Consider the following 17,008-nt stretch of genomic DNA (forward strand, 5'->3'; position numbering starts at 1 on the left):
TTAAAGTAACAATTTGTTTTAGAGTATGTTATTCAATCAAATTCCCCACTCAATATTAGGTTTATCACCCATAAACAACTCCAATGTACCTCCGGCTGCAATGTCCACAAAATCAAGATAACATTTATTGTATTCCTGACCGTTCAACAAGGCCTTTTGTATATAGACGTTATTTATACTATTATTATGAGCTATCACCGTGAATTTCTTCCCTGTATAATAGTTAGGATCGAGATTGAACTCTACTTTATCAAAGACCGGGCTTGTAATCTCCATACGTGTATTCCCCGGGCAGGAAGGATGAATGCCGGAAGCTGCCAACACATACCATGCCGACATTTGGCCTACATCTTCATTGCCAACGATCCCTTCTACTTTATTTGCATAAGCCTTTTCACAGGTATAGCGTGTCCATTTTTGAGTATACCAGGGAACTGAAAGTTGATTGAACAAAAAAGGAACGAAGTGTACTGGTTCATTCGCATGGTTATAATATTCATTCCACAACATATTAGAAGGAGTTTTATTAAAGAAATCTGTTAAATCCTCAATAACTTTCTCCTTGCCACCCATCAAATCCACCATTCCCGGAACATCATGAGGCACGAACCAACCTTGCTGATAAGAGTTTGCTTCTATACACCCATACCATTCTTTAAGACGTGCATTCTCCGGCCATTCTACCCATGTACCATCTGCTTTGCGAGGACGGAACCCCCCCTTTTCTTTATCAAAAATATGATGATATGCCTGTCCCTTTTCATAGAAACATTTGGCATCGTCTTCTTTTCCCATAGCCTTCGCTAATTGAGATATACACCAATCAGTATAAGCATACTCCAAAGTTGTTGAAATACTCAATGGTTCCGGAGCATACCCCAATGAATCATTACCAAAACGACGTGATGTGTTAACGGCATAACGATATGCTTTCTCTGCATCATACGTACGAATGCCTTTGATATAAGCATCTGCCAAAACAGACAAAGCAGGATTTCCCAACATACAACCGGAATAAGAATTCAGCAATTCCCAACGCTCATAGTATTCGCGCCCACTCTGATCTGCCATAGTAATCAATGAGTTCAGTTCATCACTTACTAAACGCGGATTAATTATAACCTGCAAAGGAAACTGACTACGAAATACATCCCATCCACTGAATATAGTACGTTTTGTAAAGGTGCTGTCAGCCGTATGTATTTTATAATCACCACCGACATAACGCCCGTCGACATCTGTATAGATACGAGGATCAATCATCGTATGATACATGGCAGTGTAGAATATCGTTTTTTCATCATCTGTACCACCGGATATCCGGATACGACTAAGTTCTTTATTCCACAATTCAGTGGCTTCCTGTTTTACTTGTTCAAAGCTTTTAGAGGCTATTTCTTGTTCAAAGTTATTTGCGGCACCCTCCATATCAACAAAAGAGATACCAACTTTCATCTCTACAGTCTCTCCCTCCTTTGTTGGAAATTCTGTAAAAAAGCCCAGATGTTTACCCGTCAGTTCTTTCTTGTCTTTTATAACCGGAGCTTGTGATACATGAGTCAAATAAGGAATACTCACTACTTCATCACGTTTCCGAATCCAATGTTCGGGAATATCTGCACTCCAAAAGCCATAGTCTGTCAAAGGTTTACTAAATTGTGCATAATAATAAACGGTATAATCGGCTTTACCTTCACCATTACCCCATCCACCACCGTCGGGCGTACACTTCATCCATCCTTGAATGGTGTAATCATCTACAACTTTAATATACTGGGAAGTAGATGTTCCCCCTACTCTACGGGCTAAATCAATCTGAATACGCGATTGATCACTAGAAGGATAAGTAAAATGTAAAATTCCACAATGCGGTGTCGCGCTACTTTCTACTTTTATATGATAATCAGTCAATTCTACCGAATAATATCCTGCCTTAGCCGTTTCTGTAGCTTTGTTATAAGCTGAACGATATCCTTTTATACTATCATTATTCTCTTTACCTGCGACTTTGTATAATTCACCAGTTGTAGGCATCACAAGAAAATTCCCTAAATCACCAAACCATCCCACACCACTCATCTGAGTAAAGGCAAATCCTTCGATTGTCTTATGTTCATCACTGTATCCGGAACCATTATCGCCTCCCGTTATTGTATTAGGACTAACCTGTACCATACCATAAGGAGTTGTGGCTCCGGGAAAAGTTTTACCTAATCCATGGTAAACTCCGGCAGCCCCTACACTAGTACTGGCACCAATAAACGGGTTTACATAATCAGTCGGAACTAAATCTTCCGATACAGTATTGGTTGATGAGCACCCTGTCATCCAACCCAAAAAGCAAACAATTAAAAGATTAGCAGTCGCTTTATACATAATAATAATCTAATTATTTTTAATCAAACTAAGAATGAAAGTCTTAATACCAAAACGAGGCATTGAAATCACTATTTCCGATTTGCCGGCACGTGTTTTTATCTTCTTTCTTTCGATACATTGTCCATTCAAATCAACTTCCTCTACACCGGATAATGGCATATCAATAGTAACCTTTTGTAATCTTTCGTCCCCTTCGGAATTGAACAGGCGCAATAGTACCTTTCCATCTTTCATTTGAAGAGCGCTCACTTGATAACCGGTATTCTGTAAATCAATAAATGATTTCGATTCCGGTTTTGCCACTGGATAGCAAGAATACAACAATGGTTCATTCCAACAATCGCTATCATCTGCGATTGATGCTTTGTCCCATTTGCCACGATGAGGTATAATTGCATACTTCATTCTCAAAGGGTGTGTTATTTTATAATCAGGTCCCCAAAGTCCTCCACCCGAATATTGAGCAGTCAGTCCTAGCGGATAGTCCTCTCCATAAGAATAAGAAGTAGTATGGTCTGATAATAAAGCCAAAGCATAGTCACCTTCTTGTTCAGCCAAGTCAACCCAATGAAGTATAATATTATGTTTGATTTGATCCCAAGAACCAAAGAAAGTATCAGTCAGTTTGCTTTCGCATACGTCAAACGGTGCATTTTTATAAACACGGGGAGAATGTAAATCAGTCGGGAATAATACACTTAGTTTAAATCGATCGTCACAATAAGCCCGACGATTATCACGCCAACGCTCCTCTTTATATTCACCAATACCTACATTATTTTTCCAGTCAACTGTCAAATCAAAATCAATTCGTCTCGTTCCTTTAGTGAGAGTGATTACCTGTGTAAACGGATGGGAAGCAATCTCACCCTCTATCTTTACTTTTTGCTCATATACATTATCCCTCACTACTGTCAGCCTAGCCGGAGTTTCTCTAGAAGAACGAAATTTGCCTTCTTCATAAAAAAAGCCTCGCAACTCCCCTAAAGCATATTTCTCCATTTTACCTGCAAAATCCTTATTCCCTTCTTTTTTAGCTATCAGGCTTTTTATGGTTCCTCCCTTTGATAAGTCAAAAACAATTTTATACATATCATTTTCAACCACGTATTCCTGTTTATTCACCTTATTATTTTCCGAAACGAATCTACTCTCCGAAGCCTCTTTCTTACCAGCTTCTTTCTTTTTTATACAATACGTGGAATAACCAAAGGGAGGAATCTCTGCCTCAAAAAATAATCTTATCTCTTTACCTTCATTTTCTACAAAACAACCTATATCTTTACCTTTCCAGTCACAAACACTTAAATCCGCATTTTCAGATTCCGTAGGCAGAAGAACCCTTACGATTTCCTTTCTTCTCATTCCTAATGTATTAAAAACACGTATATATTGCTGTCGAGCATTATTTTGCGGAATAAACTTTTCATTAAAGCTCCGCATAGATGCCTCAATAATTCCATCTGCAATATGATTGGTACTATCTGTCCATCGCTTAATCTGATCAGCCCATGTTCCTTTTCTATTCAGTCCATTATAAGGCACAATCCACGAATCATGATGTTGTGCCAGCATCAGCGTACGCCAAGCCTCATCCACGTCTGCCTGTCGACAAATATATTGATTCTCCAGATAAGCCATAACGGACATCTTCTCCGCCATGAGGATTCTATTTTCTGAAGCACGTACCTCTTGCGCAATTTTTTGTAAAACCTGACTCCCCCACATAAGATTCACATGTATATCTTCCTGTGAAAAATTCCAGTTATCATCCGTTTTTCCGATGGAGACATTCTCAATGTAATCTCTCCATGTCATATATATAGAGTTATTTTTTGTGTTCTTTCCACTTCCCAGCCATGGGCCGTTCTTCCATCCGGCATCCTGAAAACACATACCAACAGGGTGTTTGATACCTGCGTTACGGCAATCTTTTAAATAAGCATCCGAATTTCCCCAAGCAGTTGTCTGCCAAGTTGATCCCGGCTCTAGTTTTTCACAAGCATATCTGGGAACAGTCAATATTGCAGTCCCGTCCGGTCCCACCCAATTAACCAATTCTCCGCCATAAGCAGCAGTATACCCTCCCCAACAGGTGTTGGGACATTTTAATACAGCATATTTAAAGCCGAACTGTTTAAGGATTTGTGGCAAGCAACTTGTGAAGCAAGGTTCTTCTACCGAATAGGTTACAAAATCCACCCCCGGAAAATGTGTGTTTATTTTAGCAATACCATATTGAAACTGTCTTATTATACTCTCTCCCGAGATATTATAGCAATAAGGCTGTGCATAAGTAGGATTCGTAAACTCTACCTGTTCACTGGTAGCCATCTCTTTAAAACGCAGATAGGCCTCAGGAGTCTGTACCTTGACCGTATCCCATGTTTCGGGCTCTATCTCCATACAAATCCGCCAGTCCGGATGCATAGCCAACTTATCCACAATAAATTGAGTTTTCCACTTTACCGGATAATGCCCATATATCCCGCCATGATACCCATCAACAAAATAAGCTTGTTGAGAATAAACATTTGCATAAAAGAAAACAGTCAGTAATATGATATAAATTTTATTCATGGTATCCTAAACCTATTTATCTTTATATTGTTCCATTCTACGCATAAATTCATATAATTTATGTTGGACAATTTCTTTATTATTTTCATATTCCGGAGATATCCAATCAACGAGTGCCAGCATATTCTGATTTTCTATAAACTCTTCTTTCAACTTTTCGTTGTTTTCCACTTCTATCAGAAACTCTGTTTTTTCATCAGAAGTAAATTCATCCGCAAAATATTTATTCAAACAATTTTCCATATACACAGCTCTTTTTACCAAAGAACGATTATCTAAATAAATACCCTTAAAAGAACATCTATAAATTAATTAAAAAGTTATGCTGCCAATGTTACATTGAGTTTTGCTCTCAACTTTTTTAGTGCTATTCCCATCTGGCATTCCACTGTATTTACCGAAATGCCCAGACGCTCGGATATTTCCCTATACTTCAATCCTTCCATGCGGCTTAACAAAAATATGTCACGACATCTTTTAGGCAAACCATTGATAGCCTCCCGTATCAGTTTCTCCATCTGAACTCTTTCTGATATATCATATACATCAAAACGATCCAAAGATTGTAATTTCAGATTCAACTCAATCTCAAAAGAAGCCTTCACATTCTCGACATACTTTTGCTCAAATACTTTATGCTTTAAATAATCCAAACATTTGTTTCTTACAAGCCTGAAAAGATAAGCATTCATATTCTCAATATGATTCATAGACTCTCTCTTTTCCCATAAGTCTGCAAACACATCTTGCGTTATGTTCTCAGCATCCTCTTCCGACATCACAAATTCTTTTGCAAACCGAACTAGTTTGGGATAATAAATAAGATACAATTCAGAAAAACTCATAGTTGTGTGTTTCTTTAGATTAGTATTCAGTTATCAAAAATCTTGTGATGCAAATATAGAGATGAAAAAAGCCTACTTCTTAATGGAAGTAGGCGGGAAAGTAAACATTTTAAAGACTATTATTCACATATACATTTAATAATCAACATTTTAAATCAATACCATTTTTTAGTTTTGGTAAACCGGATAGAATCATTTTTGAGACAAAGAACCAAGTTTTTTTACCTCTTCTTCAAAGATATTACTATCAAGAGTGGACATTCTCTTCACTTTACTCTTATAATTATAAATTGTCTGCACAGAATAATGTAAAAATACAGCGATCTGTCCAACATCGGTAATTCCTAATCGAATCAATGCAAATATGCGTAATTCTGTATTCAGTTGGTCTTTTTCCAATTTATAGCGTTCCTCCGGTTTCAACAAAGAATTGAACTCTTCCACAAAGTTAGGATACAATTTAAGGAACGCTTTATCAAAGTTCTGATAAAGCCCTTCAAGTTCCTTTTCAAAAGGACGAGAAGATGATTTATACAAATCATCAATCTGTCCGGTCTTGATTTTCCTGTTCACATTCTTCCTGTACTCATCGAGTTTATTAATATAAACAGCACATTGATTCATAAAATACCCCACATACTTTTCTTTAATCAAATTAGCTTCGTCGAGATTCTTATTCAACCCGACCAATTCCTCATTCATAGCTTTCAGATGCCGCTTAGCCCGGGATACAATTTTTGTTTGTTTATATGTAAAATACAGGGTGATAGCAAGAGCTACCACAAACAAGCTAGTCAGAAATATATAAAAACGAAGGTTCTGCTTTTGTTTTTCCAACCGGATCAAGTACGTATTTTCAATAATCGGATGGATACGGGCAATTACTGTATTCTTAAAACGGGAATTATAGAAGATGGCATCATCCAACGCTACCTTAATATAATTATAAGCCCTGTCTATATCTCCTTTATGATACAAATTAACTGCCAATGTCAATAATGCCTCATTCTCTTTTACAGCCAGTTTTGTATCTGTCATAGCAGCCAGCATTAAAAACTTTTCTTCCAATGCATAATTTCCGATCAACCGATAAGCCCTGGCAAGTCCCATAGCCATCATAGCATATCCATGAGAGGACGGCTCCTGCTTATCATATATCTCTGTCAAAATCAGAAGAGCTTCTTTTGTACTCCCTTTATCTTGAAGTTTCACCGCTTTTTCTTTTCTATATTCATCCGACTGGTCAAATAAGATGCTCATCACCGTATCCCGATAAGCTTCTTTTTCCGATATATACTCGTTTGAAAATCGTACATCATCCGTGTATTTAATGAGATTTTCATAATAACGTATACGATTCCAGCAATACAAAGCTTTTAAATGATCGGGTAAATCCGGACATTTTATCGACTTAAAAATATCATTAGCTTGAATAAACAAACCGGATAAAGAATAGACAAAAGCCAACCGGAGTTGCTCTTCCAAAAGATATTCTTTATTACCGATTGTTTTTGCTATATCAATATTCTCATGAATATATTGTTCTGCCGAATCGCAGACAAAGGTCTCATATTGGTGGATAATCTCTTTATTTAAATTATATATATCCTCCAACGAATCAAGGCCAACCTTCTTTTTCTTTAATTCTTTTATGGTCGCTTCTTTTTTCTGGGTATATATCAAACGTTCAGAAATCACTTTGTCCAATACCTTCAACAAAGAATCATTCTCACTATCTGCATAGAGATAAAACAAAGAGTTTAGAAGGAAAAATGTAAACCAAAGTGTGCGTTTCATAATAGTGTATTCTTTCTTAATCTGCAAAAAAATGTATTTTCTTTGTGTAATTCATAAAAAAGAACGTAAATCATCTTTTTTATTGCATCTTTTAACAAATGATGGTAGAAAGATTACCTTATTCCAAAACTATATCTGTGAAACTATGCGGGCTAAAAAACGCATCTAAAAGAAGCGGAGTTAAAAAAAGCTTTTTTGCCATACGGACTTTGCAAAAAGTATAAATATTAGTTCTATATTTGCAGCCGTTAAAAGAGAAAGATGAAACAAAGCTTAAAATTCGGACTACTGTTAATATTGGCTTTGCTCATCCATTGTGCAACTAACGGAACAATGGAAGATATGTGCAAAGTTGCCTCCCCGACTTATCGGCAGGAGAGATGCTATGTATCGCAGGATCGTCCGGTTCAAAATGCTTTAGAACGTCTTTACAATCTTTATACGACCCAATCCTGCGATATGAGCCATACAGATGTTGCACATGTTCCAACAGATAAAAGTATGCTCTTGTTAATCGCTTATTTCTGCGACCATTACAAACGTCAAAGCCCGCCTCACCCTGTCTCGTCCCATTCTCTTACATACTATTACGATCCTATCTCCTATTATATATATGGGTTGAGAAAAATTGTTATTTAGCCTACAGTACAGTAGACTCTTTTACTCGTCATCTATTACAGTTGGTTTTATTCTCCATAGGACGAATAGACTAATTGTTTATTTCTATATAATATTCAATCTAAACAGCTATTGAATTATGAATTTTACGTTTTTAGTTGTTGTTTTACTGACAGCGCTTGCTTTTGTCGGTGTAGTAATAGCCCTTTCGCGTGCTATCTCTCCCCGTTCATACAATCTGCAAAAGTTTGAGGCTTATGAATGTGGTATACCGACACGTGGCAAATCATGGATGCAGTTCCGTGTAGGCTACTACTTGTTTGCCATCCTATTCCTTATGTTCGATGTCGAAACAGCTTTTCTGTTTCCGTGGGCGGTAGTTATGCGCGACATGGGACCACAGGGACTTATTAGTGTTCTCTTCTTCTTTATCATTTTAGTTCTGGGTCTTGCTTATGCCTGGAGGAAAGGAGCTTTGGAATGGAAATAACCAAAAAGCCAAAAATAAAATCTATTCCGTATGATGAGTTTATCGACAATGAATCATTGGAAAAGTTGGTCAAGGAACTTAATGCAGGAGGAGCCAATGTTGCCCTCGGAATACTTGACGACTTTATCAACTGGGGACGCAGCAATTCACTGTGGCCGCTTACCTTTGCAACCAGTTGCTGCGGTATCGAATTTATGGCACTGGGTGCCGCGCGTTATGACATGGCCCGCTTTGGGTTTGAAGTAGCACGTGCCAGTCCGCGCCAGGCTGATATGATTATGGTATGCGGAACAATCACCAATAAAATGGCTCCGGTACTGAAACGACTCTATGACCAGATGCCCGACCCGAAGTATGTGGTTGCCGTAGGCGGATGCGCTGTCAGCGGAGGTCCTTTCAAGAAGTCCTATCACGTAGTAAACGGAGTGGACAAGATTCTTCCGGTAGATGTATATATTCCCGGATGCCCGCCACGTCCTGAAGCATTCTATTATGGCATGATGCAATTGCAACGCAAAGTGAAAATAGAAAAGTTCTTTGGTGGAGTAAACAGAAAAGAGAAGAAACCGGATTATTTAAAAAATGAAGAATGATTCTACATTCTGTAATTTAAAGGATTTATGCAAGAAATACAATTTATAGCTCCTGCAGCGTTACACGACGAGATGCTGCGCTTGCGAAATGAAAAACAAATGGACTTTCTCGAAAGCCTCACCGGTATGGACTGGGGAGTAGCCGATGAGAAAGACGCTCCGGAAAAACTCCGCGGCTTAGGCGTAGTCTACCATCTGGAATCTACCATTACAGGCGAACGGATAGCACTAAAAACAGCGACAACCAACCGCGAGCTACCGGAAATTCCATCTGTCAGCGATATCTGGAAGATAGCCGACTTCTACGAACGTGAAGTTTTCGATTATTATGGTATCACCTTTGTCGGTCATCCTGACATGCGCCGGCTGTATCTGCGTAACGACTGGATAGGTTATCCTATGCGTAAGGATAACGATCCGGAAAAGGATAACCCACTGTGCATGACCAATGAAGAGACGTTTGACACGACTCAAGAAATAGAACTGAACCCGGACGGAACCATCAAGAACAAAGAGATGAAGCTGTTCGGTGAAGAAGAATATGTAGTCAACATCGGTCCGCAACACCCTGCTACTCATGGTGTAATGCGCTTCCGTGTTTCTCTGGAAGGTGAAATCATTCGTAAAATTGATGCAAACTGCGGTTATATCCACCGGGGTATCGAAAAAATGAATGAAAGCCTCACTTATCCTCAAACATTAGCATTAACAGACCGTCTGGACTATTTGGGTGCACATCAGAATCGTCACGCATTGTGTATGTGTATTGAAAAAGCCATGGGCGTTGAGGTCAGCGAACGTGTGCAGTACATCCGTACCATTATGGATGAGTTGCAACGTATCGACTCTCACTTGCTGTTCTACTCTTGTCTTGCTATGGACTTAGGAGCATTGACAGCATTCTTCTATGGATTCCGTGACCGTGAGAAGATTCTCGATATCTTTGAAGAAACTTGCGGCGGACGCCTGATCATGAACTACAATACGATTGGCGGTGTACAGGCTGATCTTCACCCTAACTTCGTCAAACGAGTAAAAGAATTCATTCCTTACATGAGAGGAATCATCCACGAATATCACGATATATTCACAGGTAATATCATCGCACAGAGCCGTATGAAAGGCGTCGGTGTGTTAAGCCGTGAAGATGCCATCTCTTTCGGTTGTACCGGAGGTACAGGCCGTGCATCAGGATGGGCGTGTGACGTACGTAAACGGATGCCATACGGTGTATATGACAAAGTCGATTTCAAAGAAATCGTTTATACGGAAGGTGACTGCTTTGCCCGTTACCTGGTGCGTATGGATGAAATCATGGAAAGTCTGAACATCATCGAGCAATTAATAGACAATATTCCCGAGGGACCTTATCAGGAGAAGATGAAACCTATCATCCGTGTTCCGGAAGGCAGTTACTATGCTGCAGTAGAAGGAAGTCGTGGTGAATTCGGTGTCTTCCTGGAAAGTCAAGGTGACAAAACGCCTTACCGCCTGCACTACCGTGCTACGGGATTGCCGCTTGTTGCTGCAATTGACACCATCTGCCGGGGAACGAAGATTGCCGACTTAATTGCTATTGGCGGAACAATAGATTATGTCGTTCCGGATATTGATAGATAAAAAACAAATATTAAAAACAAGTATTAAGTAACAAGTATTAAGTAGTAACCGACAATATGACGCAAGAGATCATTTTTCGCATGGAATTAATATTTAATACTAAAAAACCCAATACTTAATTATTAAGAATATATGTTCGACTTTAGTATAGTAACAAACTGGATACATGAGCTACTGCTCTCCATTATGCCGGAGGGATTAGCCATCTTTATAGAATGTGTAGCTGTCGGCGTGTGCCTCGTAGCACTGTATGCCATCCTGGCTATCATATTGATCTACATGGAGCGTAAGGTCTGCGGTTTCTTCCAGTGTCGTCTTGGCCCGAACCGTGTTGGTAAATGGGGTTCTATCCAAGTGGTCTGCGACGTACTCAAAATGATGACCAAAGAAATTTTCATGCCGAAAGGTGCCGACCATTTCCTCTACAATCTTGCTCCATTCATGGTGATTATCGCTTCATTCCTGACATTCGCTTGTATTCCTTTTAATAAAGGTGCGGCGATTCTGGACTTTAATGTGGGCGTGTTCTTCCTGTTGGCAGCTTCCAGCATTGGAGTTGTCGGTATTTTGTTGGCCGGTTGGGGTAGTAACAACAAATTCTCTTTGATCGGTGCCATGCGAAGCGGTGCACAGATTATCAGTTACGAACTTTCTGTTGGCATGAGTATCATGACGATGGTAGTGCTGATGGGAACAATGCAATTTTCTGAAATCGTAGAAGGACAAGCCGATGGCTGGTTTATCTTCAAGGGACATATTCCTGCAGTCATTGCTTTCATCATCTATCTGATTGCCGGAAATGCAGAATGTAACCGCGGACCGTTCGACCTTCCTGAAGCGGAAAGTGAACTGACAGCCGGATATCATACTGAATACTCCGGTATGGGTTTCGGTTTCTTCTATCTGGCAGAATACTTGAATCTGTTTATCGTAGCCAGTGTTGCCACCACTATCTTCCTGGGAGGATGGATGCCGCTGCACATCGTTGGTTTGGATGGATTTAACACTGTAATGGATTATATTCCAGGCTTTATCTGGTTCTTCGCCAAAGCATTCTTTGTGGTATTCCTTTTGATGTGGATCAAATGGACTTTCCCACGTTTGCGTATCGACCAGATCTTGAATCTGGAATGGAAATATCTGGTCCCAATTTCTATGGTAAATCTATTATTAATGGCATGCTGCGTAGCTTTCGGCTTCCACTTTTGATAAATGAAAATTATGGAATATAAAGATAAAAAATATACGTACTTAGGTGGTCTGGTGCATGGCATCAGTACACTGGCAACGGGTATGAAAACCAGCATCAAGGTATACTTCCGTAAGAAAGTGACCGAGCAATATCCCGAAAACCGGAAAGAGCTGAAAATGTTCGACCGTTTCCGTGGTACGCTGAATATGCCCCACAATGAGAATAATGAACATCGCTGTGTAGCTTGCGGACTGTGCCAAATGGCTTGTCCGAACGATACAATCAAAGTGACCAGCGAAACCGTCGAAACAGAAGATGGAAAGAAAAAGAAAATCCTGGCAACCTATGAATATGATCTGGGTGCCTGTATGTTCTGCCAGCTCTGTGTCAATGCTTGTCCGCACGATGCCATCACGTTCGATCAGAACTTCGAGCATGCAGTCTTCGACCGGACGAAACTTGTCCTGAAGTTGAATCACGACGGTAGTAAAGTAATAGAAAAGAAAAAAGAAGTTTAGATATGGGATCAACACTTGAAACAGTAGTATTCTACTTTTTGGCAGCATTTATTATTGCTATGTCCATCATGACGGTGACTACCCAACGTATCGTACGCTCGGCTACCTACCTGCTCTTCGTGCTCTTCGGCACGGCTGGCATCTATTTTTTGCTGGGTTACACCTTTCTGGGTTCCGTTCAGATAATGGTTTATGCCGGTGGTATCGTCGTTCTTTATGTATTCTCCATCCTGTTGACCAGCGGAGAAGGTGACCGAGCCGAGAAAGTGAAACGAAGTAAGCTCCTGTCCGGGCTCATCACAATGATTGCCGGTTTAGCAATTATCCTGTTTATCACGTTGAAGCATAATTTCATGCAGACAGCTAATCTTGCCCCGCATGAGATTAACATTCATGCTATCGGGAACGCCCTGCTTAGCAGTGACAAATACGGCTATGTATTGCCTTTTGAAGCTGTCAGTATCTTGTTGCTGGCTTGTATCATCGGTGGTATCATCATTGCACGTAAAAGATAAATAAGTATTAACTATCAAAATAGAGTTCGAATATGATACACATGGAATATTATCTGGTAGTTTCTACCATCATGATGTTTGCAGGAATCTATGGATTCTTTACCCGCCGCAACACGCTGGCCATCCTGATTTCTGTAGAGTTAATGCTGAATGCCACGGACATCAACTTCGCCGTGTTCAACCGTTTTCTCTTTCCGGAAGGAATGGAAGGCTACTTCTTTGCACTCTTTTCCATCGCCATCTCGGCTGCGGAAACAGCAGTAGCCATTGCCATCATGATTAACATTTATCGTAACCTCCGAAGCATCCAGGTACGCAACTTGGACGAGCTGAAGTGGTGATTTGTTTCATGCCTTGGAACAAGGTGTTCCACACCGGGAAACAAAACGTATGGTCCGAGTATAGCAATGAAATATTACGGGACCAAGAGCAAATAATAATAAATCAAGTAATAAAAATAAAACTGTATGGAACTAACAATTCTAATACTCCTTCTTCCTTTCTTCTCCTTTCTCATATTGGGAATCGGAGGTAAATGGATGTCCCACCGGACAGCGGGTACAATCGGTACGCTGATACTGGGAGCAGTAGCAGTACTATCCTACGTTACAGCTATCCAATATTTCTCCGCTCCACGACTGGAAGACGGAACATTCGCCACACTGATACCTTACAACTTCACGTGGCTTCCTTTTACAGAGACCTTACACTTCGATTTGGGCATCTTGCTCGATCCTATATCAGTAATGATGTTGATCGTCATCTCTACAGTGTCACTGATGGTACATATCTACTCTTTCGGTTACATGAAAGGAGAAGTCGGTTTTCAACGCTATTACGCTTTCCTATCCCTGTTTACCATGTCTATGCTGGGATTGGTCGTCGCAACCAACATCTTCCAGATGTACCTTTTCTGGGAGCTGGTGGGTGTAAGTTCTTACCTGTTAATCGGTTTTTATTATACAAAACCGGCTGCCATCGCTGCTTCCAAGAAAGCGTTTATTGTTACTCGCTTTGCTGACTTGGGCTTCCTGATCGGTATCCTGATTTACGGATATTATGGCGGCACATTCGGATTCACCCCGGATACGGTATCCTTGATTAGCGGTGGAGCTTCCATGCTTCCGCTGGCTCTCGGATTGATGTTTGTCGGCGGTGCCGGTAAAAGTGCCATGTTCCCATTGCATATCTGGTTACCGGATGCCATGGAAGGTCCTACTCCGGTCAGCGCATTGATTCATGCGGCTACCATGGTAGTTGCCGGTGTATATCTGGTGGCACGTATGTTCCCACTTTTCATTGCATATGCACCGAATACGCTGCATATGGTTGCCTGGGTAGGTGCATTTACAGCATTCTATGCAGCAAGTGTGGCTTGCGTACAATCAGACATCAAACGTGTACTGGCTTTCTCTACCATTTCACAGATTGGTTTCATGATGGTAGCCCTGGGTGTTTGTACTTCTATGAATCCGCACGAAGGAGGTTTGGGCTACATGGCTTCCATGTTCCACCTTTTCACACATGCCATGTTTAAGGCATTGCTCTTCCTCGGCGCAGGTAGCATTATTCATGCTGTACATTCTAATGAAATGTCCGCTATGGGAGGTTTACGCAAATATATGCCGATCACCCACTGGACATTCCTGATTGCTTGTCTTGCTATTGCCGGTATTCCTCCATTCTCGGGCTTCTTCTCGAAAGATGAAATTCTGGCTGCTTGCTTCCAATACAGCCCTGTAATGGGATGGGTGATGACAGTCATCGCTGCAATGACTGCTTTCTATATGTTCCGTCTTTACTACGGTATTTTTTGGGGAAAAGAAAACAAAGAACTCCATGCACATCACACACCACATGAAAGTCCGCTGGCTATGACTTTCCCATTAATGTTCCTGGCAGTAGTAACTTGTGGAGCAGGATTTATTCCTTTCGGACATTTCATTAGTTCGAATGGTGAATCTTACTCTATCCATCTTGATCTGTCAGTAGCTATTACAAGTGTTGTTATTGCGGTTATTTCGATTGCGATCGCTACATGGATGTACAAGAATGCGAAACAGCCTGTTGCCGATTCATTGGCAAAACGATTCAAAGGTCTACACAACGCAGCCTACAATCGCTTCTATATTGATGATATCTACCAGTTTATTACGCATAAGATTATCTTCCGCTGCATCTCTACTCCTATCGCATGGTTCGACCGTCATGTAGTGGATGGATTCTTTGACTTCCTGGCATGGGCCACCAACACAACAAGCGACGAAATCCGTGGTTTGCAGAGTGGTCAGGTACAACAATATGCGTATGTGTTCCTTTGCGGTGCACTGGCACTTATCCTACTATTAATCTTATAAAGCACAGAACGATATGAATTTCTTATCAATATTCGTACTTATCCCCTTATTGATGCTGGCCGGACTCTGGGCAGCACGAGGAATCAAAGCCATCCGGGGGGTTATGGTTACTGGCGCATCGGCACTTCTGATTGCCTCCGTCGTACTTACATTCCTGTATCTGGGAGAGCGTAGCGCCGGAAACACGGCAGAAATGCTTTTCCGTGCAGATACGCTTTGGTATGCCCCGCTTCACATATCTTATTCAGTAGGTGTTGACGGAATTTCGGTAGCCATGTTGTTATTGTCTGCTGTCATCGTATTCACCGGTACATTCGCTTCCTGGCGTCTGCAACCGCTGACGAAAGAATATTTCCTCTGGTTCACCCTGTTGTCTATGGGAGTATTCGGATTCTTTATATCCATTGATTTGTTCACCATGTTCATGTTCTACGAAATTGCGTTGATACCGATGTACCTGTTGATTGGTGTATGGGGATCAGGACGTAAAGAATATGCAGCGATGAAACTGACCCTTATGTTGATGGGCGGTTCCGCTTTCCTGTTGATCGGTATTCTCGGAATCTATTTCGGCTCAGGGGCAACCACCATGAACCTTCTTGAAATTGCACAGTTGCACAACATACCTTTTGCACAGCAATGCATTTGGTTCCCGCTGACTTTCCTCGGCTTCGGTGTATTGGGCGCGCTTTTCCCGTTCCACACATGGAGTCCTGACGGTCACGCTTCCGCCCCGACTGCCGTATCTATGCTTCATGCCGGAGTATTGATGAAACTGGGAGGTTACGGATGTTTCCGTATCGCCATGTATCTGATGCCGGAAGCAGCCAACGAACTTTCATGGATATTCCTGATATTGACAGGTATCTCTGTAGTTTACGGTGCATTCTCCGCTTGTGTACAGACCGACTTGAAATATATCAATGCTTATTCATCCGTATCTCACTGCGGACTGGTTCTTTTCGCCATTCTGATGCTGAACCAGACAGCAGCAACAGGAGCAATTCTTCAGATGCTTTCACACGGATTGATGACAGCCTTGTTCTTTGCTCTGATCGGTATGATATATGGACGTACACACACACGTGACGTTCGCGAACTTGCCGGTTTAATGAAAATCATGCCGTTCCTTAGTGTATGTTATGTGATTGCCGGTCTTGCCAACCTCGGTCTGCCAGGATTAAGTGGTTTCATTGCCGAAATGACCATCTTCGTCGGCTCTTTCCAAAATAACGACCAGTTCCACCGCGTACTGACTATCATCGCCTGTTCTTCGATTGTGATTACCGCAGTCTACATCCTGCGTCTGGTAGGTAAGATTCTATACGGAACCTGCACCAACAAACATCATCTCGAACTGACTGATGCAACTTGGGACGAACGTGTAGCCGTTATCTGCCTCATCGTTTGTGTTGCCGGACTAGGTATGGCTCCATTCTGGGTTAGCCACATGATTGGTGAAAGCGTATTACCTGTTGTCTCACAACTAATCCCCTAACTCATA

Annotated in this window: 15 protein-coding genes; 10 read left to right on the forward strand and 5 right to left on the reverse strand. The window is 41.0% G+C overall.

What is annotated here, in order from left to right:
* Window positions 1-36: 36 nt before the first annotated feature.
* The 5 genes from I2I04_RS04705 to I2I04_RS04725 all read right to left on the reverse strand — a co-directional run bounded on the left by I2I04_RS04705 (window position 37) and on the right by I2I04_RS04725 (window position 7,601).
* Complete coding sequence (locus I2I04_RS04705; protein ID WP_195654474.1) at window positions 37-2,376, reverse strand: GH92 family glycosyl hydrolase; 2,340 nt, start codon at window positions 2,374-2,376, stop codon at window positions 37-39.
* A 9-nt stretch (window positions 2,377-2,385) separates the two neighbouring features.
* Complete coding sequence (locus I2I04_RS04710) at window positions 2,386-4,959, reverse strand: glycoside hydrolase family 38 C-terminal domain-containing protein (RefSeq protein ID WP_195654475.1); 2,574 nt, start codon at window positions 4,957-4,959, stop codon at window positions 2,386-2,388.
* A gap of 12 nt (window positions 4,960-4,971) precedes the next feature.
* The gene (locus I2I04_RS04715; RefSeq protein WP_195654476.1) at window positions 4,972-5,202 is read right to left on the reverse strand and encodes an anti-sigma factor; all 231 of its coding nucleotides are present in this window, start codon (window positions 5,200-5,202) and stop codon (window positions 4,972-4,974) included.
* A gap of 77 nt (window positions 5,203-5,279) precedes the next feature.
* The gene (locus I2I04_RS04720) at window positions 5,280-5,804 is read right to left on the reverse strand and encodes an RNA polymerase sigma-70 factor (RefSeq protein WP_195654477.1); all 525 of its coding nucleotides are present in this window, start codon (window positions 5,802-5,804) and stop codon (window positions 5,280-5,282) included.
* Window positions 5,805-5,996: 192 nt separating this feature from the next.
* Window positions 5,997-7,601 carry a DUF6377 domain-containing protein gene (locus tag I2I04_RS04725; RefSeq protein ID WP_143259146.1) on the reverse strand — a complete coding sequence of 535 codons (1,605 nt, stop codon included), beginning with the start codon at window positions 7,599-7,601 and terminating at the stop codon, window positions 5,997-5,999.
* Between the two features lie 261 nt (window positions 7,602-7,862).
* On the opposite strand from I2I04_RS04725, the gene I2I04_RS04730 reads away from it, so the two are divergent.
* From I2I04_RS04730 to I2I04_RS04775, 10 genes are all read left to right on the forward strand, one after another.
* Entirely contained in the window at window positions 7,863-8,240 is a 378-nt protein-coding gene (locus I2I04_RS04730; protein WP_143259145.1) for a hypothetical protein, read from the forward strand.
* Between the two features lie 118 nt (window positions 8,241-8,358).
* Window positions 8,359-8,709, forward strand: coding sequence for an NADH-quinone oxidoreductase subunit A (locus I2I04_RS04735; protein WP_004312114.1), 351 nt, complete (start codon window positions 8,359-8,361; stop codon window positions 8,707-8,709).
* Window positions 8,700-9,302, forward strand: a complete 603-nt coding sequence (locus tag I2I04_RS04740) for an NADH-quinone oxidoreductase subunit B (protein ID WP_195654478.1) — start codon at window positions 8,700-8,702, stop codon at window positions 9,300-9,302. The genes I2I04_RS04735 and I2I04_RS04740 overlap by 10 nt, the downstream gene beginning before the upstream one ends.
* 27 nt (window positions 9,303-9,329) lie before the next feature.
* Window positions 9,330-10,922, forward strand: a complete 1,593-nt coding sequence (locus I2I04_RS04745) for an NADH-quinone oxidoreductase subunit D (RefSeq protein ID WP_143259144.1) — start codon at window positions 9,330-9,332, stop codon at window positions 10,920-10,922.
* A gap of 132 nt (window positions 10,923-11,054) precedes the next feature.
* Complete coding sequence (gene nuoH, locus I2I04_RS04750) at window positions 11,055-12,131, forward strand: NADH-quinone oxidoreductase subunit NuoH (protein ID WP_195470190.1); 1,077 nt, start codon at window positions 11,055-11,057, stop codon at window positions 12,129-12,131.
* 12 nt (window positions 12,132-12,143) lie between these two features.
* The gene (locus I2I04_RS04755; RefSeq protein ID WP_004305338.1) at window positions 12,144-12,632 is read left to right on the forward strand and encodes a 4Fe-4S binding protein; all 489 of its coding nucleotides are present in this window, start codon (window positions 12,144-12,146) and stop codon (window positions 12,630-12,632) included.
* A gap of 2 nt (window positions 12,633-12,634) precedes the next feature.
* Window positions 12,635-13,147, forward strand: a complete 513-nt coding sequence (locus I2I04_RS04760) for an NADH-quinone oxidoreductase subunit J (RefSeq protein ID WP_195470191.1) — start codon at window positions 12,635-12,637, stop codon at window positions 13,145-13,147.
* Between the two features lie 32 nt (window positions 13,148-13,179).
* Window positions 13,180-13,488: an NADH-quinone oxidoreductase subunit NuoK gene (nuoK, locus tag I2I04_RS04765; RefSeq protein ID WP_004301460.1), complete on the forward strand. Its 309-nt coding sequence runs from the start codon at window positions 13,180-13,182 to the stop codon at window positions 13,486-13,488.
* 126 nt (window positions 13,489-13,614) lie between these two features.
* Window positions 13,615-15,504 (forward strand): NADH-quinone oxidoreductase subunit L, encoded by a 1,890-nt coding sequence (gene nuoL, locus I2I04_RS04770; RefSeq protein WP_195470192.1) that lies wholly within the window; start codon window positions 13,615-13,617, stop codon window positions 15,502-15,504.
* A 13-nt stretch (window positions 15,505-15,517) separates the two neighbouring features.
* Window positions 15,518-17,002 carry a NuoM family protein gene (locus I2I04_RS04775; protein ID WP_143259140.1) on the forward strand — a complete coding sequence of 495 codons (1,485 nt, stop codon included), beginning with the start codon at window positions 15,518-15,520 and terminating at the stop codon, window positions 17,000-17,002.
* Window positions 17,003-17,008 lie beyond the last annotated feature (6 nt).

Origin of the sequence: Bacteroides sp. 1001136B_160425_E2 (assembly GCF_015559655.1) — a bacterium.
GTDB lineage: Bacteria > Bacteroidota > Bacteroidia > Bacteroidales > Bacteroidaceae > Bacteroides > Bacteroides luhongzhouii.